This window comes from Streptomyces sp. NPDC054975, from assembly GCF_053609105.1.
Genome location: NZ_JBSGWV010000003.1, coordinates 143,332 through 163,568 on the forward strand (window position 1 = coordinate 143,332; position 20,237 = coordinate 163,568).

Genomic DNA, 20,237 nt, shown 5'->3' on the forward strand with positions numbered 1-20,237 from the left:
GGGCGCCGGATCATCTCCTCGCCCGTGCGAGCACCGCGTTGAACTGCGCACCGGCGAGCAGTGCCAGGTTGGTCAACCACAGCCACACGAGGAAGACGATGACCCCCGCCAGTGAACCGTAGAGGCGGCTGTAAGCCCCGAACTGCGCGTAGAGGGTGAAGAGCGCCGAAGCACCGAGCCACAGGAACGCCGCCAGCGCGCCGCCCGGAAAACCCCGGCGCATTCCGCGGGCTTGAGCGGGACCGGTCCGGAAGAGGATGAGGATCAGGGCCGTGACGATCACAAGGAGCACCGGCCACCGCAGGACAGCCATGGCGTTCGCGCCCGAGTAGCCGGCGGCCGCTGCCAGCCGGCGGGCCACGGGCCCGGTCGCGACGAGGCTCGCGGCGCCCGCGACGAGGAGGGCCAGGAGCATGCCTGCGGTGAGGACGAGAATGTGCGCCGCGCGCAGGGGCGGCCGTGTGTCGGGCACCCGGTGCATCGTGTGCAGGGCACGGCGGAAGACCGCCAGGTAGCTGGAAGCCGACCAGAGCGCGCTCAGCACGCCGCTGACGAGCAGTACCCACAGGGAGGACGGCGCCGAGGCGAGGCCCTCCAGAGCCTCGCGGAGCACCTGGGCCGACTGGGGAGGGGCGTAGGAGGTGAGGTCGAGGATCAGGCGCTCGCGGGCGTCGGCCCCGGCCAGTCCGACCAGGGAGACGGAGACGAGCAGGGCGGGCACCAGCGCCAGCACCGCGTAGTAGGTGAGAGCTGCCGCGCAGTCGGCGATGTTGTCGTGCCAGAGGCGTACGGCGGTGCTGCGCAGGGTTGAGCGCATCCGTCTCAGCAGCTCGACGGTGCGGTTCCCTGGAGTGCTCCGGTGCGTGCGGAGAGTGTTCGATGCCACCATGCCCTCATGCCCGGCGTCGCCGCTCTCATCCTCCCTTTCCCGCGGCCCCCTTTCCGTCAGGCGGTAGGTAGGGGGTCTTTTCGATCACCTAATCGTGCTCGGGCCGTGAGGATCCCGCGGCGGAGACCTCAGGGCGGGTACGTCGGCTGCTGGGCGGTCAGCGCGCCAACCGGTCGAGGGTGGCGAGTACCGGCGCGATGCCGTCCTCCGCGGCCAGGCGGTCGGCCAGTGCGCGGGCGCGCGTGCGGTAGGAAGCGTCCGTCGTCGCCTGGCGCAGGGCGCCGCCCAGGGCAGCGGAGGTGAGGCGGCGTAGCGGTACCACCCCCGGGGCCGTTCCCAGCGCGGTCAGCCGGGACGCCCAGAAAGCAGCGTCGAACTGGACCGGCACCGGCACGGTGGGCACCCCGGCCCGCAGGACGGCACCGGTCGTGCCCGCACCCGCGTGGTGAACGACGGCGGCCATGTGCGGGAACAGCAGTGAGTGCGGAACCTCGTCGATGGTCAGGATGTCGTCGCTCTCGGCATCCAGTCCCGCCCAACCCCGCTGGATGACGCCGCGCATTCCAGCCGCACGCAGTGCGGCGACGATCTCCCGGCTCACTCCCTCGGGGTCGGGGACGGTGGCACTGCCCAAGCCGACGAAGACCGGGCGCGGTCCGGCGGCGAGGAAGTCCTCCAGCTCCTGCGGGAGCTGCCCGGTCTCATGCGGCCACCAGTACCCGGAGACCTCCAGCCCTGCATGCCAGTCCCGGGGGCGGGGGACGACGAGTTCGCTGTAGCCGTGCAACACCGCCCGTTCCCGGCGCCGGCGCGACCGGCCTGTCGCCTTGAGTCCGTGCCGTCGTAGCGACCGAACGGATCCGGCGAACACCAGCTCCACCGAGGCCATGACGGCCCGTCCGCTCAGCCGGTTGCCCACCGCGCCCAGTGACCGCGTCCCCAGTATCGGGGCGGGGAACTCCCCGGTCGGGTGAAGAGGTTGCAGATGCAGTCCCACGGCCGGTACTGACAGGCCGTCCGCGATGGCGGTACCGAGCGGCCCCAGCGCACCGCCGATCAGCAGGACGTCACCCTCCCGCGAGGCCTCCACCAAGGCCGCCGTCAGCTCGTCGGCCACCTCCCGGGCCATGGACACGAGCCGTACCAGTTTTCCCGCACCGGTTCTCGCGCCGTGCAGCCGCCTGCCCCGCTCGGAGTGCAACTCGGCCCGGGGATCCACCGGCAGCGGATGGAAGCGCACGCCCGAACCGGCAACCAGCGGCTCGAACACCGCGTGCGCGGCCAACGTCACCTCGTGCCCGGCCCGTACGAGTCCGGCGCCCAGACCCGTGTACGGCGCGACGTCGCCCCGCGACCCCGCCGTCATCATCACGATTCGCACGCCGCCAGTGTGGCCCACCCGGACGCGACGCCACAGGAGACCCGCTGGCTTTCGTGCACGAGTGGGCAGCACAGCGCTACTGCCGGACCCCCTCGGTGTAGAGCCGGGCGAGCGGCCCGCTGTCCCCGCCTCGGAAGAAGGGCGGCTCAGCCACTCAACGGCCACTTTGAGACAAAGCGCGAGGCGGCATTCAGAAAGCAGGCGCGCAGTCTTCGTGTCGCTCACCCGTGGACGTATGGTGTAGTTGTATGGACGGCGCCGCTGGTCAACACGGGCGGCTTTTCAAAAGGCCGATATCGGACTGATCGTAAATCCCCCTAATTGCAGGTGGGGAGAGTGTCGCGGCCTCTGTTTGTGCTGGTCAAAAGCCAGATGCATGCTCCCTCTCATGGATGCCGCCACCAGCGTGATCATTTCTGTCTTCGGGCTTGCAGGACTGCTGATCACTTTCGCCGCCTCAACCCTGCGTCAGCTCCCAGACCTGATCTCAGCCTTCCGTGAGTTTCAACGCTCCCTGCGTCAGGGGCACCCCGAGGGCGCGGACGACACCGAAGGCTAGGAGCTGCCCGGTGATCGAGGACCCGGTCGGACGGTCCGCGATTCGCGCGCATGCCACTCAGAGGGCAGTTCGTGAGGGATGCCCGTCGGGTGCGGCTCGTTCTGGATGAGGCCGTGGTTCTGGTCTCCGTCGGCTGCTGGTCAACCAGGGGGTGTCAGTGCTGCCGCTTAGCATCCACGCCATGCGTGAGTTCTTCATGGTCGGCGGGCGGAAACTGTCGTATCTGGACTTCGGTGGTCCCGGTACTCCGATTCTGGCCCTGCATGGGCACTACAACGAGGCGTCGGCGTTCGCGTCTTTGGCTGAGGAGTTGGCGCCGCGATGGAGGGTGATCGCACTCGATCAACGCGGGCACGGCGAGTCCGATCGTGCTCAAAGCTACGAGCGGGACGACTACGTCGCCGATGTCGCTGCCTTCCACCGGCATCTGGGCATCGGGCCGGTGGCAGTGCTGGGCCACTCGCTGGGCGGGGTGAACGCATACCAGTACGCTGCCCGGCAGCCGGATCAGGTCCGTGCGCTGATCGTCGAGGACATCGGCGCGGTGGTGGACTGTGACTGGTCATTCACCTTGCGTCTGCCCGGCCTTGCGCCGTCGCGCCAGGATCTGGTGGCCGCGCTGGGCTCGACGGCTCCCTATCTGGAGTGTTCCTTCCGCCGGTTGAAGAACGGCTGGGGGTTCTCGTTCGACATCGAGCACACGGTGGCGTCCCAGAAGGCACTCAACGGTGACCACTGGCAGGACTGGACGGCGGTGGCCTGCTCGACTCTGCTGATCCGTGGAACGCGCAGCGATGAACTGGCGGCTGCCCATGCCGGCGAAATGATCAGCCGTCGAGCCGGCAAGGCCCGTCTTGTCGAGCTGCCTGCCGGTCATGTCGTGCACCAGGATGCTCCGGCCCATTTCGCCGCCGCTGTCGCGGAGTTCCTGTCCGAACCGGGCTGCCCCCGGAGCGGCTTGGCTCGGCGTTCCAAGGAGCCGTGATCGATTACTTGCAGGCCGTCATCGCCATGGTCGGCCTCGCCAAGAACACCCCGAACCGGCCGACCATGACCGTCCAAGGGTGGTCCCGGGCCGACGGTGGGACCGCCTCCCGCCCATGGGCCCGGCCCTGAACCGGGCCGACGTTGGGACCGCGCCCCGCCCATGGGCCCGGCCCTGAACCAGGCCGTTTCCAACTCTCCCGCTCTGCGGCTGAGTACGCGTACTCAGGTGGCGTCCGACGGACTCCTCCATGCTGGGGCCCGAACGTCGAACCGTCTCAGGGGGACATACGCATGGGCCATGCCCTGCAGCTGCGCACTGCCACGTCTCGGGATCACGAATGGATCCACGAGCTGCGCCACCGGGTGTACGCGGAGGAACTCGGCCAGCATCCGGTGGATCCATCGGGAAGGCTGAGCGACGGACTCGACGGCGACAACGTCTATCTCGTGGCCGCGCGCGGTGAGACGCGGATCGGCTTCGTCAGTCTCACGCCGCCGTGGCTCGGCCGCTACTCCCTCGACAAGTACCTGACGCGCGAGGAACTGCCGGTCCTGACCGAGGAGGCGCCGTTCGAGATCCGCGTCCTGACCGTCGAGGAGCACTGGCGGACCACCGCGGCAGCGCCGCTCCTCATGTATGCGGCACTGCGCTGGGTCGCGGCGCGGGGCGGCCGCCGGGTGGTGGCGATGGGGCGCACGGAGCTGCTCGACATGTACCTCGCCGCCGGGCTGCGGCCGGTGGGGCGCACGGTCCGCTCGGGCGCGGTCTCGTTCGAGGTCCTCAGCGGCTCCGTGGACGAGCTGGCGAGGACGGTCGTGGAGCGCCACGGCCGGACCCTGGAGCGGCTGCGGGCGGGTCTCGACTGGCGGCTCGACGTGCCTTTCGCGCCGCGTGAGGACGGCTGTGAGCACGGCGGGGCGTTCTTCTCGGCGATCGGCACCGACTTCCGGACGCTGACCCGCCGTCACGAGGTGGTCGCGGCGGATGTGCTGGACGCGTGGTTCCCGCCGTCCCCCGCTGTCCGCGCGGTCCTTTCGGAGGATCCGGGGTGGGCGGCCCGCACCTCGCCGCCGACGGGCGCGGACGGACTGATCGCGGAGATCGCCGGGGTCCGCAGGCTGCCGGTGGAATCGCTCGTCGTCGGCGCGGGCTCGTCCGATCTGATCTTCCGGGCGTTCGGCCGGTGGCTGAACCCGGGGAGCCGGGTCCTCCTGCTCGACCCGGGCTACGGGGAGTACGCCCACGTCACCGAGCGGGTGATCGGCTGCCGGGTCGACCGGCTCCAGCTGCGTCGGGAGGACGGCTGGCTGCTCGACCCGGCCCGGCTCGCCGCCGCCACCAGCGACGGACGGTACGACCTCGTGGTGGTGGTCAACCCGAACAACCCGACCGGCCGCCACGCCCCGGCCGACGCGCTGCGCGCCGTGATCGAGGCCTCGCCCGCGCGGACCCGGTGGTGGATCGACGAGGCGTACCTGGGCTATGTCGATCCGGAGGACTCGCTTGCCAAGCTCGCCTCGGCCGACGCCCGGGTCGTGGTCTGCACCTCGCTGTCGAAGATGTACGCGCTGTCGGGCATGCGGGCCGCGTACCTGGTGGCCGCTCCGGAAACGGCCGGGGAGCTGCGCCGCTGGACGCCGCCGTGGCCGGTGAGCCTGCCGGCCCAGCTGGCTGCCGTAACGGCGCTGCGCGACCCCGCGTACTACGCGGAGCGCTGGGAACGCACCCATGTGTTGCGCGGGGAGCTTGCGTACGACCTCCGGAAGTTGGACGGTTTCGCCTCGGTCGACGAGGGCGTGGCGAACTTCCTCACGGTGACCCTGCCGCCGGACGGACCGAGCGCGGCGCGGCTGGTGCACGAGTGCCGGCGGCACGACGTGTTCCTGCGGGACCTGTCGCCGATGTCCCCGGCGTACGAGGGGCGGACCGTCCGGATCGCCGTCCGCGACACGGCCGAGAACGCGCGGATCGTGGAGGCGTGCCGGAGCGCCCTGGACGCGCTGCGCGCGCCGGCCGCGGTGGTGTCGGGCGCGCCGGGGCGGGCCTCCCGGTGACGACGGTCGCCGGTCTCGTGCCGTACCTCGGCGGGGCGCTGGCGGTCGGGGGCGCCGCGGTGGCGGCGACCCGGCGCCGGGAACTGATGGTCCGCTGGTGTGTGTGGGCGCTCGGAGTGCCCCTGGTGACCGCCGCGTTCTGGCTCGGTCCACCGGGGATCGCGGCGCTCGCGGCCGTGGTCGGTGTGGTCGCGGTGGCGGAGTACGGCGGGCTGCTCCGGATGGGCCTGGTGGACCGGGCGGTGCTGGGCGCGGCGGTCGTCGGACTCGTCCTGACCGCGTGGCTGGCCCCCGGAGAGGTGCTCCGGGTGGCGGCGGCCGGGGCGCTTGTGATCGCGGGAGTGCCACTGCTCTCGGGCGACGCGGAGCACGGGCTCCGCCGCTTGGGTGCGGGCCTGCTGGGGCTCGTGTGGCTGGGCGCCCTGGCCGGCCTCGTACCGTCCGGCGCCCTCGGCCTCGTTCTGTTCGTGGCCGTGTCGATCGCCGACATCGTCGCGTACGCGACGGGTCGCCGTCTCGGCGGCCCCCGGCTCTCCCCGCTGTCGCCCGCCAAGCGGTGGAGCGGCACGCTGGCCGGGGCCGCGGCCGGGCTCCTCACGCTGGCCGTGCTGTCCTCCCTGACGTGGCAGACAGCGGTGGCCGTGGCGGTCGGCGGCCCGCTCGGGGACCTGCTGGAGTCGATGGTCAAGCGGGGCGCCCGCGCCAAGGACGCCGGCCGATGGCTGCCCGGCTCCGGCGGCCTCCTCGACCGGATCGACTCCCTCCTCGTCGCACTGGCGGTGTTGTTGGTGCTGCAGTGAGCCACGGGACGGGCTGAGGCGAGCCGCACCAACGTGCCGCACGTGCGCTCGCTCAGCCCGTGAACGGTGGTTCCAGGGGGTTCCTGCCCCCGCCACCGCCTCCACCGTGGTCAAGCTGGCCGGAGCGGCCTACCTGGTCTTCCTCGGCATGGGCAATGGCCCACAGTCGGCGTGCACAGGTGAAGGTCGCCACGACAGCCCTGATGCCCGGAGCCGCAGGTCAGCTACGGAAGCATCCGTCCAGGCTCCCTTCCCGGGCGATCAGTTGGCCTGCGTGAGCGGTGGTGCCGACGCCTCCTCGGCTGGCTGCGCCTGCACGAGGCGGCTGGTGGCGGACGGCGCGCGAGCGCGAGCGCCGCATGCGCGGCCGGAGAGACGTCGGTGTGTGCGTCAGGTGCGGCTCGCGGTGCAGTCCGCCGGGGTGGGGCGGCCGGTTGGCCAGGCGAGGCCGACGAAGCGGATGCGGCCGGGGACGTCGGGCGCGAGCTCCACCACGGAGACCGCCTTGTTGTACGGGTTGCCGTAGTTGTCGAGGCAGATCCAGCCGCTGGCGCCGTCGACCTTGCCCATCCCGTGCAGCCGCAGCCATGAGTCGCTGATGCGGCCGAGAGTGGGGATGACCGGGTCGCCGTCGTCGCGCATCCGGATGGCGGTGATCGCGGTGAGACCGGCGTCGTAGAACGTGATCGTCCGCGAGTCGGTGAGTTCCACCGGGCCGATGTTTCCGACCGCCTTGCTGGCCGCCAGCTCGGCCAGGGTGCGGAAGGCGGCCGCGGAGCCGCCTGTGGCGGGCGCCTTGGGGCCGCTCCAGGCGTCGGGGTGGGCGACGGCGGCGTACTGGAGGGTCACGCCCTTGCGGAAGGCGTTCCAGTCCAGGAGCTTGTCCGAGGAGAGGGTGGAGGCCCCGGATCCGGTGATGATCGTGTACTTCTTCTCCGCGCAGCCCCGGTTGCCCAGTTCGTTGACGAACTGCCGTAGCTGGACCGGCCGTCCGGCGAAGTAGATGACCTTGGCCGCCGAGGTGCAGATGGTGTCGACCATCTGGTCGAAGGCGTTGGCGGTGGTGCCTTCCTCGTGGAACTCCTCGGGCGCACGGTACTGCTCGGGTGCGCGGGGCGATCCGGCGGTCCGTTCGGCGAAGGCCCGCTTGAGCGCGTCGACGTAGTTGTCGCCGGTGCGGATGTCTTCCACGACCAGCGTGTGCCGGGGGTCGATGCCCTCGTTGAAGTGGGACAGGGCCTTGGCCTGGTCGGTGGTGGTGGGGACGACCCGGGCGAGGCCCGGGTACGCGTCGGGCCGCTGGGCGCTGTTGCCCGAGTCGTCGGCGGTGATGGGACCGCCGACGACGGGAATGCCGCGCTCGCGGGTGAGATAGCCGATGGCGGCCTGGGTGGTGGCGGTGGAGACGTCGAAACCGATCACGGCCCGGAGGTTGTCGGTCGTGGATTCCGACATGGTGCCGAGCTGTTCGGCGACCGGGCGCCAATGCGTGTGGCTACGACCGGGGTTGGCGAGCAGGAGCCGTATCGCCGGCTTCTTGCTGTTGGAATCGTGGTTGGCGCGGTACTGCGCGAGGTAGGCGCCCTGCACCTCGTGGAGCGTCTTCTGCTGTTCGAAGGCCTGTGTCGGTGCCATCGGCAGCATCACGGCGACGGAGACGTGCGGTTCGCCCTTGATCCGCTCGTTCTCCGCCTTGATCCGTGCGCTGACCTCCCTGAGGTTGTCCGCGAAGACGAAACTGCCGTCGGTGACGCCCGTGCACTCCCGTGCGCCCTCGGGACCCCGTTCCTCGATTCCCTTGCCGCAGGCGGGATCCGGCCCGAAGACGACGATGCCGGCCCATACGGCGGCGCCGAGCACGGCCAGGGCGACGACGAGGGCGGCCGCCTTGGTGAGCGGCCCGCCGGGAAGTCTGGAGATGAACGACGTCATGACGTGGCACCTTCCTGGACAGGCAGGTCGGGAGCCTGTGCTCCGGCCCGCAGACGGGCCGGCCAGGCGGCGGACGCCTCGCGGTAGGCGGCGTGCGCGGCCTTGTTGCCGTACAGCGTCTCCAGCGCGATGCGGACGGTGGTCAGCTCGTCCTCGCGCGGGGCGAGGGTGAGCGGGTCGGAGAGCCGCCACAGCAGCGGCACCAGGGAGGCGATCGCGTCGTGATGCGGTCCCGGAAGGTCGCTGCGGCAGGCGGTGCACGACAGGAAGGGGCTGCCGGCCGGGGGCGGCTCGTAGCCCTCGCGTGGATGGGGCGCCGAGCAGATGACGTTGAGCGCGGTCAGCCATTCGCCGGGCGGGGCGACGGTGAACCGGTGGTGCAGGACGCTGACCACTTCGTCGACCCTGCCAAGCGCCAGCGTGTGGTGCAGATACGTGTCGCCGCGCGGGTCGCACAGGGAGCGCAGCCGGAGTTGGGTGTCGCGCCAGCGCTCGTGGGTGACGGTGGCGGCCAGCCGGTGCCGTAGCAGCAGATCGAGGGCACGGTCGCCGTCGAGACAGGAACGGGTCCGGTACTCGTCGGCCTCGCGGACTCGAACGGCCACCAACTCCTCGGAGTGGTCCTCGGGATGGGAGAACGTCCACAGCCCTCGCCGGGTACGCGCGTCGGCCGCGGCGGACAGCAGCACCAGACGCTCTCGCAACACGGGATCGGGCAGCAGTTTCGCGAGAAGCGCGGGTGCGGCCTCGTCGAGGAGTTCCCCGCCTCGTATCGTGCCCACGTCCTCGACACGGCGCACGGCCGCGTCCGCCAGAATGCGCGCGCTCGCCGCGCGGCCGCCGCTGTAGCGGGCGACGACGCGGGGGAGATGGTCGGGGTAGTCGACGGGGCTGAGCATCTGCGCGATATGGGCCGGTTCGATGTCGGGGATGCTCAGGACCAAGGGCCGTGCCTGCGGTACGGCGTCACCACCGACCTCGCTCAGCGGCGGGAACCCGTGACCCCTGCCGAGCAACGTGGCGAGGACCACGGGCCGTGTCGGGGCCTTGCCCGGCGAGTCGCCGGGGCCAGGGTTTCCGGCGTCGAGCAGATCGAGGAAGACGCGCCCGACGTCGGTATGGGCGTTGTCCAGGAGCAGCAGCGGGCGGGGCTTCTTGTTGAGTCTGCGCAGCGCGCCGTAGTTGGCGTCGATGTCGTCGAGAAGCGCGGCGACGAGGTGTTCTTCGGCGGTACGTCTGCGGTCGTCGAGTCTGCGGAAGCCACGGACGAACTGGAAGAGCCGCTGCAGCGAATCGCCCTGATAGCCCTGGGACCGGTGGAGCCGGCTACCCCACCAGGCGAGAGCGCCCTTGTCCGGCTCGCTCCTCACGAGTTGCGCCCGGGCGGTGTCGAGAACGATCCCTGCGATGCTGTCGAGGCCCGGGACCGCGGAGAGGACGAGCGGGAGGTTGTCCGTGACGACGTCGAACCAGCGACCGAGACTCTCCCTGCGGCGCCGTACGTCGGGGTCCTCGGCGGTGATGAGCGTACGCAGATCGGCCTCCGCCCGACGCAGATCGGGCGGCCGCACATCGGTCTCGTCGGTGTTCAGCGGGCGCCAGGCGGTGACGACGAGGAGACCGAGCGACAGGCGCGGAAAGGCCATCGGCTTACCGAAGTGCCGTACGTCCAAACCGAGTTTGTACGCGAGCAGATACAACAGGTGCGTGATGGGGGAGGCGTTGGGAACGTCGCCGTCACCGTCGGCCACACCGGGCTCGCCGAACCCCGGTGCCCCGAGGTCGACCCGTGCGAGCGGCACCCGGCCGTTGTACGCGTCATGGACGGCGCCCAGAAGGGCCGTCTTGCCGCTGCCCCGTCCGCCGACGATCCGTACGACGGGCGCGCCCTTGGGATAGGCGAAGGGGACCAGGTACCCGTCCTTGTGATGCAGCCCCACCAGCCGCGGTACGAACCCCTCCTGCAGGGCCTGCTGACCGTACAACCTCCCACCCATGGCGCTACCGCCTCCCCCTGTCAGCCGCGCGTCAAGAGATCAACTGGTCGTGCATAAAGGGAACTTACCCGAGATGCGTCTGTTCGGCAGTGGGGTTGCGGGCGATCAGTGGGCGGCAATCAGTGGGGGTAATCGGCATACGACTCTCGAGCGTGCCGCGACGCCAATGTCGAGCGTCGCGGTGTCGTGGCGGAAGCGCCTCTTGTGACGTCCGCCGGAGGTCGATGACGGGAAGGCGGCGCTTGGCAACAAGGAGGACCCATTCCGTGTTGCACGGGGAACTCAGGCCCGAGGCTGGCCGACTGGCCGCCGGCGAGCGGAGGGACCGCTGCTGACCGAGACAGGCGTCATCGCTCGTGGGCGTCAGCTCGAATCGAGGGGAGGGTACGGCCCTCGGTGTCGCCCGCCTCGGCCTGCCAGAGCGAGGGCTTCATGGTCGAGTGGGCGAGTTGGCCGGCCTGAGCGCCAACCCGGCGGCAAGGCCGGTGAGCGACGATCAAGCTGTTGTCAGCCCCTAGCTCTAAGGTCGGAACCATGACATCAGACCTGGTCCAGGACTCATGGACTCGCATCGACGCGTGGCTGCGCGAGCACGCGCCCCGGACTTTTGCCACGCTCCGGCCGCCCGCAGGAGACGAAGAGATCACAGCAGCGCAGCAGGAACTGGGGGTCACCTTTCCTCCGGACCTGGTCGCCTCACTCCTCCGGCACAACGGGGCGTTGGAGATACCTGAGGCTTTCCGGTTCAGCTCGGGCGACCGGCTGCTCGGAGTGAGCGGAATCCTCGGGGACACCGGGTTCATGCGCGGCATCGACCAAGGCCTCGACGGGGAGACCGAGGACTACTGGCTTCACGACTACGTGAAGTTCGGTTCGTACGACGCGACGTCGGACGGCCTTCTGGTGGACTGCCGTACTGGGCGGGACTCCTTCGGTGCGATCGGGCGGTTCTTCGACGAGACCGGCACCAGTTTCGGGAAGGCCGGCTCGCTGGGCGAGTATCTGGCCACAGAGGCCGACCAGCTTGAGCGAGGCCAGGACGCCGGTATCGTGACGTTCAACGGCCGGCTGTTCCGGGACGACCCTCTGCCTGCCAGGCCGAAGTACAGTGCCGACGAGCCCCTTCCCGCACCGGATGAGCAGCTGCCGGAGCTGGACCTGTCCTACAGCCCCACCGACCTCCTCCACGTGAGCTACCTGGACGGACACGAGGAACTCGGTGCGCTGATCGCGACTCTGCCGTATGAGCGGGTGGTCGAGGCCGCGCGGAACCAGTTGCGCAGACTGGCGGTCGATACAGGCCTGACCAACTACCCAGAGGTCAAGGCAGCCCTGAACGCCTGGGAGCGCGGTGAGGCCCCGCCACAGCCGGACCGGACCGGCCCGCTCGCCTTGCGACTCCGCGCGGTGCTCGCGCAGGCCGACACCGGACGAGACCACACGCGCAGGTGGGCCGCGGAGCAGATGGCGCTCGGGATCTGGGGGTCCCCTTACAGGTCCGTGTGCGAGAGCGCAACCGTGCGAAGCCACTTCACTCTTGACTGGCGGGCGGATCTGCATGCGGACCTGGGCCATCCGCCACTGCCACCTATACCTGACGACCGATTTTGGGGGGCGCTGCGCAACCCCGCCATCGACTCCAGTTGGTACGCGGCTCAGTACACCCAAGATCAGGGCTGACCCCACGCCATACGACGGATATCGCCGGACGAAGCGCTCAACGAGCTTCTTCCGCGCTGCCGCTCCGACGTGAGGAGGGCCTTGACGATTGACGTCATGCGGTTGGGCCTGGTTGGCGGAGGGCTGGCTAGCTGATTGTGCGACGTTTCAAGTGCCGTCAGCGGCCTGCGCCGTGACTTCGACACCGTCACGGCCGGGCTGCCCGGACCATGGAGCTCAGGACAGGTCGCAGGGCCCAGTCAATTGCGTCAAACTCTCAAACGCATGGTCTACGCACACGCCAATCGCGACCTCCCACGCGAGTGCGTACTCCTCAGCCCATGCCCCTGTGATAGCGGCATGGGTCTGCCCGCCCGTGCGACGATTCGGTCATGAACACCCTCACCCTCACCGAGCGCCGATCTCCTTGGGTCGTCTTCACTCTTGCTGACGACCCATGGGTGGGCGCCCAAACCGCAGAACTCCATGAGCAAGGCGGGCGCGTGTTCCGGTTGGACGGTCGGGAGCTGCGAGAGCCGACCTCGCTCTTTGCTGCCTTTGCCCGGGAGCTGTCCTTTCCTGGCTACTTCGGCCGCAACTGGGATGCCCTGGTGGACTGCCTGCACGACTGGCACGGCCATGGAGGCGACTCGAAGGACAGCGCCGTCCTCATCGACAACGCCGATGACCTGCTCGGCGTCGAGTTCCTCGGTCTCTTCGTCTCGGTCCTCTGCCAAGCAGGGTGGAAAGCGAACCTACAACTCGACGGCGACGGCGTCCCGCACGAAAGCTGGCCGCCTTTCACGCTGCACTTTGTCTTCCTCCTCAACAACACTTCGCCGGCTGCTTTCGCCGAGGCCGCGGCTGAAGGCATGGACGTGGGGGTGGCCGTACAGCACGGGCGTTTGACTGCGACCCTCACCGGTGAGGACTGGCCGGGTGCTGACCCAGCCGTGGCGAACCCTGTGCTGCCGTCACCAGCGTGACGGGAGGGGACGGCCGACGCGCTCCAACACAAGGTCCCCGACAGAGCCGAACAACGCGACCGCCCACACTCCAGGAACGAAGCACCAGCAACCGGCGGACTCGCCACGTTGGCGGGTGATTGCCGGCCACGGCGAGGGCATGTGACGGGCCGGCTCACCACAAAGAAGGGCGCCGAGCCTCGCCGCCACACACCGGTGAGTACGGTTCAGGGGCGACCGTGATCTCCACGTGCTCCGTGCGGTTCGTCGTGACAGTTCCTGCTCGTCGAGCCGCCTCGTTCGGAGCGGACACGCGAGCGCCGCTGTCGGACACGCTCCGTATGCTGCCGTCCGTGAGTATGAACCGGGAGTACGTGCGCGTCACACCCGTGGAACTTGATCGGCTCGCCTGACTCACTGGAGTGGGCCGGCGGCCCCTCCACTCCCTTGACAGAGTTCGTGCGGGGCGCCGCATCCGCCGGTCACGCGATGTTGATCCGGATCGACTGCTCCGATCCACCTGGGGCAGCCTGAGGGGCGATCGACCAGCTCAAGGTCGACAGCAGAACTTCCCCCGGAGCGGGTCTCCCAAGCCCCGGCATCAGCCCCGACGGCTGATGCGCAAGACGAAGGCGACCAGGGACTGTCTCATGGTCCGGCTCATTCGATCTTGTGGCAAGATCGCGGGATGCTACGACTAACCGACTTCATCATCGACTGCCCGGACACGATGAAGCTGGCAGCCTTCTACTCCGAGGTGATGGGGCTCCCGGTCAAGGAAACCAGTAACGAGAACTGGGCCGGCATCCAGTGCGGCGAGATCGAACTGGCCTTCATTCAGGTGGAGGACTACCGCGCCCCGCAGTGGCCCGACAGCGAGCACCCCAAGCAGTTCCACCTCGACTTCGAAGTCGACGACATCGAGGCCGAACAGCGCCGCGTCCTGGCCCTCGGCGCGACCCTGCAGCGGGACTGCGTCGGCCCCGACGGCTACGGCTTCCGCGTCTACACCGACCCCGTCGGCCACCCCTTCTGCCTCTGCCGCAACAAGGGCGTCATCTGGACCGATCAGGGCCGCCCAATCTGGCCCAAGCGCGACTAGGGCTAGTCCGGCGGGTCATGGGCCAAGCCAGGGCCGGCCCGGGGCGAGGGGCGGCCAGTGCCCTAATCGAGTTGACCTCCCCCGGCAGGCAGTGCTGGAGTCGGCACGTGGACAGCATCCCCGCCAACCGGCGGTTCTGGAACCGCATCAGCAGCGCCTACCAGCACAAGCACGATTCCCGAATCGGAGCCGCACCCCGGCTGTGGGGCATGTACTCCATCCCCGACGCGCACCTGAGCGCCCTGGGTGACGTCACCGGCAAGCGCGTCCTCGAACTCGGCTGCGGCGCCGGCCAGTGGTCCAGGGCGCTCGCCGCCGAGGGCGCCACCGTGGTCGGGCTCGACCTGTCCGAAGCCCAACTTGCGGCAGCGTCCCGTGCGATGGGAGAGGCCCGCTACCCGCTCGTGCAAGGCGCGGCCGAACAACTCCCCTTCGCCGCCGACAGCTTCGACCTGGTGTTCTGCGACTTCGGTGGGCTCAGCTGGGCGTCCCCGCATCTGGCCGTCCCGCAGGCCGCACGCGTCTTGGGCCGTGGCGGGCGCCTGATGTTCAACGTCGCCAGCCCATGGTTCGAAGCTTGCTACGACGAAGCCGCCGGCCGCGTGACCACGACGCTGCAGCAGGACTACTTCGGGCTGAACACCATCGCCGAGGACGACGGCGCGACCAGCTATCAACTCACCTACGGCGACTGGGTCAAGGTGCTGCGCGGCGCGGGTCTCGTCATCGACGACCTCATCGAGCCGCGGCCCGAACGCGGAACACCCAACGGCTACAACGAAACCGACCCACCCGACTGGGCACACCGCTGGCCGGCGGAACTGCTCTGGGTAACCCACAAACCGTAAGTTCCGCCGCGCCGAGAGTGTAAACATCCCCTCGCCGGGCATGCCAGGCCCTGTCCGGCTGATCACGGGCGGAGTCAGAGCTGGATCGAGGCGAGGGTGAGGTCCCGTGGAAGACGTAGACGCGTTTGCCGAAACGTGTGGCCACGGCCAGCAAGTTCTTCAACGCGTTGATCGTCAGCTGCACCTGCGTCTGTAGATCGTTTTGTCGAAGCCGGCGGGCCGTCCGCCCTGCTGCCGCGTCTTTCGCGGTGGGCTCGCCGCTCTCGGGGCTTGGGAATGGTGTGCTGATCTGGCCGAGTGCGCGGATGCCCGCCACCCGGGCGTTGCACACGACGGATGCGTTCAATGACCGGGATGAGCTGCGGGGTGTGCTTCCTTTCCGGCACCCGCGGAGGTCTCTTGCGCGCTCCCGCCGCATGCTGATGATTCCGACAGGACGCGGAGTCCATGCTCACCATCGACCAGTCGATACGGCCCTCGGCATCAGCGTCGGCAGCGCGGCTGCGAAGATCTTGTCCCACGTGCCGCCCGCCGACCACCGTCGGTGCCGCCCGAAGACGGTCTTCCACGGACCGAGACGTACAGGCAGATCCCGCCAAGGAAGCTCAGCGCGCTGTCGACACAGGATCCCGCTGATGATCCTGCGATGACTGACCCAACCGGTCTGACCGGCTCAGTCCCAAACCGGAGTGCGCTGTTGGCCTGCGACAAGGTGCGGGCCCTGCGTCGGCTGCCTACGGTCGGTTCTGTCGGGACACACGGGTGCGAGGAGGAGCGGCGTGCTGACGGAATCATTGGCGATGCTCGCTGCCGCTGGTGGTACGGCGGTGGTGACGGCCGCGGGCCAGGACGCATGGGAGGGGTTCCGCCGGCAGCTGGCCCGGTGGTTCGGCCGCGGTGACGCCGAGCGCGAACGCTCGGAGCTGGAGCGCCTTGACCAGACCGCGCAGGATCTCGAAGCGGCGAGTAGCGAGCAGGCGGAACGGGTCCGCATCCGTCAGGAGGCCTCCTGGCAGGCCCGTATCGAAGGCCTCCTCGAAAGCCTCGGCGCCGAGGAGCGCGAGGAGGCCGCTGCCGCGTTGCGCTCGCTGCTCTCCCAGGCCGGCCACAGCGGCCCGCAGGTCTCGGCCGGGGCGGGCGGCACGGCGGTCGGTGGAGACATCGCCATCACGGCGGACGCGGGCTCGATCGCTGCTTGGACGATCGAAGGCGGGGCGCAGACAGGCGGCCCGCCACCGCAGAACCCTTCCTCCGGAGAAGGGCCCCGATCGGTTCACCCTCCGACGCCGGATCCGCCTCAGGGCTGACCGGACCGGCGACGACAAGCCCGTCTCCCGCCGCCGACAGGCGCGACCTGACCGACGGCGTCCACATCACTGCAGGCGATCAGAGCATCGCCGCCTACCGCATCGACCAGGTCACTTATCACGCAGCCCCACGCCGTCCCGTCTCCTGGCCTCACCAGATCGGCGTGCTGCCGCGGCTCGCGGACTGCTTCCAGGACCGGTCGGCCAACCGCACGCTGGAAGCCCTGCTCGTCGGTGAGGCGACGCATGCCGCATGCCATGTCCTGACCGGTATGGGCGGCGTCGGGAAAACACAACTGGCCGCCCACCACGCGCGGAATTCCTGGCGAGCCGGCAAGATCGACCTTCTGGTATGGGTCACCGCCGCCACGCGCACTGCGATCATCGACAGCTACGCCCAAGCCGCTGTCACCATCCTTGACGTCGACCCCGCGGACTCCGAAGCCGCCGCTGCGGCATTCCTCGCCTGGCTCGAGCCCAAGGAGACACCGACGTTCGGCAGCTCTTCCGATCCGGGAAGCGACCCGAGATGGCTCGTCGTGCTGGACGATCTCAGCGACCCCGCCGACCTGCGCGGCCTACGCCCGCCCGACAGCCCCCGCGGCCGGACGCTGATCACGACCCGCCGCCGCGACGCCACGCTCACCGGCCACAGCTGCCGACTGGTCAGTGTCGAGCTGTTCACACCGGACGAAGCCACCGCCTACCTCTCCGAAGCCCTCGCAGCACACGAGCGCCACGAACCCCATGAGCAGCTGAGCGGCCTCGCCGCGGACCTCGGACGCCTGCCACTCGCTCTGTCCCAGGCGGCCGCCTACCTCGCAGACACCCACCTCGGCTGCGCCGCCTACCGACGCCTCCTTGCCGACCGCACCACCACCCTTGCCCAGGCGCTGCCGGAAGCCGGGGTCCTGCCGGACGACCAGACCACCACCGCAGCCGCCGCATGGTCCCTGTCCATCGACCGCGCCGATCGCGTCCGCCCCGCCGGCTTCGCCCGGCCCATGCTTGAGCTACTCAGCCTTCTCGACCCCAACGGCGTTCCCGAAACCGTCTTGACCAGCCAACCCGCCCTCGACCACCTCGCTGCACGCCGCACGCCCCACCATGATCTGGTTGACGCCGAGGCAATCGCCGAGACGGCGACCGCCGCTCTGCGAGCCCTGCGACGCCTCAGCCTGATCGACTACACCCCCGACAACCCCCACGAGACGGTCCGCGTCCACCAGCTCATCCAACGCACCTTTCGCGACGCGCTCGCCCCCCATCAGCGTTCCCACCTGGCGGTGACCGCTGCCGACGCCTTGATCGCTGCTTGGCCCGACCTCGAACGCGAGCGGGAGCTCGCACAGACTCTCCGTGCCAACGCTGACGCTCTCGCCCACCAAGCCGAAGACGCACTCTGGCAGCCCAGCGCCCATCCTCTCCTTCACCGGACGGGGCGAAGCCTCGGAGAGGCCGGGCAGATCACAGCGACGATCACGCATTACGAACGCCTCGCGAGCAACGCCCACCAGCGCCTCGGCTGGGACGACCCCGAGACTTTGATCATCAGGGAGAACCTCGCCGGCTGGAAGGGCGTGGCGGGGGACACTGCCGGCGCCGCGACCGCATTCATCCAGCTGGTTCAGGAGTCCACCCGCGTCCTGGGCCCCGACCACCCCGACACACTGGCGGTGCGCCAGAACTGCGCGCATTGGCGAGGTCAAGCCGGCGACGCAGCAGGCGCCGCAGCCGCACTGGAAGCGCTGCTGGAGGACTATTCCCGATTTGCTGAGCCGGATCATCCCAGTGTCCTTTCCGTGCGACAGGCTCTTGCGTTTTGGCGGGGCAAGGCCGGGGACGCAACAGGAGCGGTCAAAGCCTTGAAGGAACTGGCCGCCGATTCCGTCGGCGCATTCGGTGCTAGCCACCCCAGGACGCTTTCCGCCCGACACAGCCTCGCCGGGCGACGGGGTGAAGCGGGCGACGCGGTCGGCGCCGCGAACGCCTTTGCGGAACTCCTGGACGATTGCATGCGTGTATTGGGCCCCGACCACCCCGACACCCTCGCCACCCGGAACAATCTCGCTTTGTGGCGCGGCGAGTCAGGCGACGCCGAAGGTGCAGCGGCCGCATACGCAGACCTCCTGGAGGATTACCTGCGCGTGCTGGGCCCCGACCACCCCGACACCCTCGCCACCCGGAACAACCTCGCGCGCTGGAAATGCACAGCGGGGGACGATCTCGGCGCCGCAACCGACTTCGCGGTCCTGCTGGAGGACCACCTGCGTCTGCTGGGTCCCGACCATCCGGCGACTCTGCTTGCCCGGAACAATCTCGCCGATGCGCGGGGCCGAACAGGCGACGCCCCTGGCGCGATCGAGGACTTCGAGGCACTGCTGGAGGACCGAGTTCGGGTGCTGGGTCCCGATCACCCGGACACCCTCACCACGCGGCACAACCTCGCTTCGTGGCGCGGCGAGTCAGGTGACGCCGCAGGCGCAGCGGCCGAACTCGGTGAACTCTTGACGACCTGCCACCAGGTCCTCGGCCCGGATCACCCCCACACCCTTGCTACGTGCCAGAACCTCGCTTACTGGCAACGGGAGGCCGGAGACGCCCCCGCAGCGTTCACCACATGGACCGCGCTCCTGCAGGATTACCTGCGCGTGTGGGGCCCCGACCACCCCGACACCCTCACCGCGCGGAACAACCTCGCTCAGTGTCAAGGTGAGGCAGGCGACGCCGCGGGCGCCGCCGACGCGCTTGAGGCGCTCATGGAGGACTGCCTGCGAGTGCTGGGCACTGATCATGCCGAGACCATGGCGGCATGGAACGCCCTCGGATGGTGGCGAGGCCAAGCGGGTGACGCGGCCGGCGCGGCTGCCGCTTATGCGGAGCTCCTGCCTGTCTGCCTCCGCGTTCTCGGGCCGGAAGACCCCAACACTCGTACTACGGAAACGAACCTGGCCTACTGGCAGGACCAGGCGCGCGGTCCGGCTGACACGGCTGCACAGGCGACCAGGCTGCGGGCCGTGGGGTCACATGCCGACCCTCTGACCATGTTCGCGGCGCGGGCGGACCTCGCCCAACAACAGGGCCTCGCCGGAGATCCCGCCAGCGCCGCGGCAGCGTTCATGCAGCTGTGGAAGGACTATCTCGGCACAGTAGGGCCGGGCCACCCTGGCACGCTCACCGCTCAAGCGAAGCTCGCCTACTGGCGGGGGACTGCAGGAGATGCGGCCGGAGCGGCCGCCGTCCAGCAACGGCTGCTGGAGGACTGCCGACGCGCGCTGGGGGCCGACCATCCTGACACTCTCACCACCCGAGCTGTCCTTGCCCATTGGCAGCGCGAAGCAGGAGATCACACCGGCGCCGCAAGGACACTCGAGGACCTGCTAACCGCCCGGATCCGAGCGCTGGGCCCGTACCATCCTGACACCCTAGCGACGTGGGGCCTTCTGGCCTGGTCTCGCGGCATGGCCGGAGACCAGGCCGGCGCGGCCGCCGCCGTGGAAGGACTGCTGGACGGGCGGCTTCGCGCCTTGGGCCCCGATCACCGCGACACCCTCTCGGCCCGGGGCCACCTGGCCTACTGGCGAGGCATGGCCGGCGACGTAGCCGGGGCGGCCACCGCCTTTACGCAGCTGCTGGAGGACTACCTTCGCGTCCTGGGTCCGGACGATCCCGACGCCCTGGTCACCCGAAGAAGCGCTGCCTACTGGCAGGCCAGAGCCGACGAGAGGTCTTCCTGAAACCCGCCTGTGGCAGTCT

At 69.6% G+C, this 20,237-nt stretch carries 15 protein-coding genes and 1 pseudogene; 11 read left to right on the forward strand and 5 right to left on the reverse strand.

Features of this window, described 5'->3' with window-relative positions; translation table 11 throughout:
- Positions 1 to 10 precede the first annotated feature (10 nt).
- Positions 11 to 889 carry a YihY/virulence factor BrkB family protein gene (locus ACWF79_RS05535; protein WP_453726735.1) on the reverse strand — a complete coding sequence of 293 codons (879 nt, stop codon included), beginning with the start codon at positions 887 to 889 and terminating at the stop codon, positions 11 to 13.
- 157 nt (positions 890 to 1,046) lie between these two features.
- Positions 1,047 to 2,255 (reverse strand): glycosyltransferase, encoded by a 1,209-nt coding sequence (locus ACWF79_RS05540; protein ID WP_453726900.1) that lies wholly within the window; start codon positions 2,253 to 2,255, stop codon positions 1,047 to 1,049.
- 403 nt (positions 2,256 to 2,658) lie between these two features.
- On the opposite strand from ACWF79_RS05540, the gene ACWF79_RS05545 reads away from it, so the two are divergent.
- The 5 genes from ACWF79_RS05545 to ACWF79_RS05565 all read left to right on the forward strand — a co-directional run bounded on the left by ACWF79_RS05545 (position 2,659) and on the right by ACWF79_RS05565 (position 6,671).
- The gene (locus ACWF79_RS05545; RefSeq protein ID WP_453726736.1) at positions 2,659 to 2,829 is read left to right on the forward strand and encodes a hypothetical protein; all 171 of its coding nucleotides are present in this window, start codon (positions 2,659 to 2,661) and stop codon (positions 2,827 to 2,829) included.
- A gap of 181 nt (positions 2,830 to 3,010) precedes the next feature.
- The gene (locus tag ACWF79_RS05550) at positions 3,011 to 3,814 is read left to right on the forward strand and encodes an alpha/beta fold hydrolase (RefSeq protein WP_453726737.1); all 804 of its coding nucleotides are present in this window, start codon (positions 3,011 to 3,013) and stop codon (positions 3,812 to 3,814) included.
- Positions 3,811 to 3,945, forward strand: a complete 135-nt coding sequence (locus ACWF79_RS05555) for a hypothetical protein (protein WP_453726738.1) — start codon at positions 3,811 to 3,813, stop codon at positions 3,943 to 3,945. The genes ACWF79_RS05550 and ACWF79_RS05555 overlap by 4 nt, the downstream gene beginning before the upstream one ends.
- Positions 3,946 to 4,107: 162 nt before the next feature.
- On the forward strand, positions 4,108 to 5,871 hold the full coding sequence (locus tag ACWF79_RS05560) for an aminotransferase class I/II-fold pyridoxal phosphate-dependent enzyme (protein ID WP_453726739.1): 1,764 nt from the start codon (positions 4,108 to 4,110) through the stop codon (positions 5,869 to 5,871).
- Positions 5,868 to 6,671 carry a phosphatidate cytidylyltransferase gene (locus ACWF79_RS05565; protein ID WP_453726740.1) on the forward strand — a complete coding sequence of 268 codons (804 nt, stop codon included), beginning with the start codon at positions 5,868 to 5,870 and terminating at the stop codon, positions 6,669 to 6,671. The genes ACWF79_RS05560 and ACWF79_RS05565 overlap by 4 nt, the downstream gene beginning before the upstream one ends.
- A gap of 390 nt (positions 6,672 to 7,061) precedes the next feature.
- Here the strand turns inward: ACWF79_RS05565 and ACWF79_RS05570 are convergent, their stop codons facing one another.
- Together ACWF79_RS05570 and ACWF79_RS05575 are read right to left on the reverse strand one after the other, a co-directional pair.
- A complete protein-coding gene (locus tag ACWF79_RS05570) occupies positions 7,062 to 8,603 on the reverse strand; it encodes a hypothetical protein (protein WP_453726741.1) in 1,542 nt (513 codons plus the stop codon).
- On the reverse strand, positions 8,600 to 10,600 hold the full coding sequence (locus ACWF79_RS05575) for a hypothetical protein (protein WP_453726742.1): 2,001 nt from the start codon (positions 10,598 to 10,600) through the stop codon (positions 8,600 to 8,602). Before ACWF79_RS05575 ends, ACWF79_RS05570 begins: the two co-directional genes overlap by 4 nt.
- Positions 10,601 to 11,134: 534 nt before the next feature.
- Here ACWF79_RS05575 and ACWF79_RS05580 point away from each other — a divergent pair.
- From ACWF79_RS05580 to ACWF79_RS05595, 4 genes are all read left to right on the forward strand, one after another.
- Complete coding sequence (locus ACWF79_RS05580) at positions 11,135 to 12,280, forward strand: SMI1/KNR4 family protein (RefSeq protein WP_453726743.1); 1,146 nt, start codon at positions 11,135 to 11,137, stop codon at positions 12,278 to 12,280.
- A 371-nt stretch (positions 12,281 to 12,651) separates the two neighbouring features.
- Entirely contained in the window at positions 12,652 to 13,245 is a 594-nt protein-coding gene (locus ACWF79_RS05585; protein WP_453726744.1) for a barstar family protein, read from the forward strand.
- 667 nt (positions 13,246 to 13,912) lie between these two features.
- Positions 13,913 to 14,326 carry a VOC family protein gene (locus ACWF79_RS05590; RefSeq protein WP_453726745.1) on the forward strand — a complete coding sequence of 138 codons (414 nt, stop codon included), beginning with the start codon at positions 13,913 to 13,915 and terminating at the stop codon, positions 14,324 to 14,326.
- 107 nt (positions 14,327 to 14,433) lie between these two features.
- Positions 14,434 to 15,174, forward strand: a complete 741-nt coding sequence (locus tag ACWF79_RS05595; RefSeq protein WP_453726746.1) for a class I SAM-dependent methyltransferase — start codon at positions 14,434 to 14,436, stop codon at positions 15,172 to 15,174.
- Between the two features lie 100 nt (positions 15,175 to 15,274).
- On the opposite strand, the pseudogene ACWF79_RS05600 reads toward ACWF79_RS05595, so the two are convergent.
- A pseudogene (locus tag ACWF79_RS05600) lies at positions 15,275 to 15,832 on the reverse strand (transposase); the annotation flags it as partial.
- 121 nt (positions 15,833 to 15,953) lie between these two features.
- Between ACWF79_RS05600 and ACWF79_RS05605 the strand changes: the two are divergent.
- Together ACWF79_RS05605 and ACWF79_RS05610 are read left to right on the forward strand one after the other, a co-directional pair.
- Positions 15,954 to 16,481 (forward strand): hypothetical protein, encoded by a 528-nt coding sequence (locus tag ACWF79_RS05605; RefSeq protein WP_453726747.1) that lies wholly within the window; start codon positions 15,954 to 15,956, stop codon positions 16,479 to 16,481.
- Positions 16,482 to 16,645: 164 nt separating this feature from the next.
- Positions 16,646 to 20,218 (forward strand): tetratricopeptide repeat protein, encoded by a 3,573-nt coding sequence (locus tag ACWF79_RS05610; RefSeq protein ID WP_453726748.1) that lies wholly within the window; start codon positions 16,646 to 16,648, stop codon positions 20,216 to 20,218.
- Positions 20,219 to 20,237: the final 19 nt, after the last annotated feature.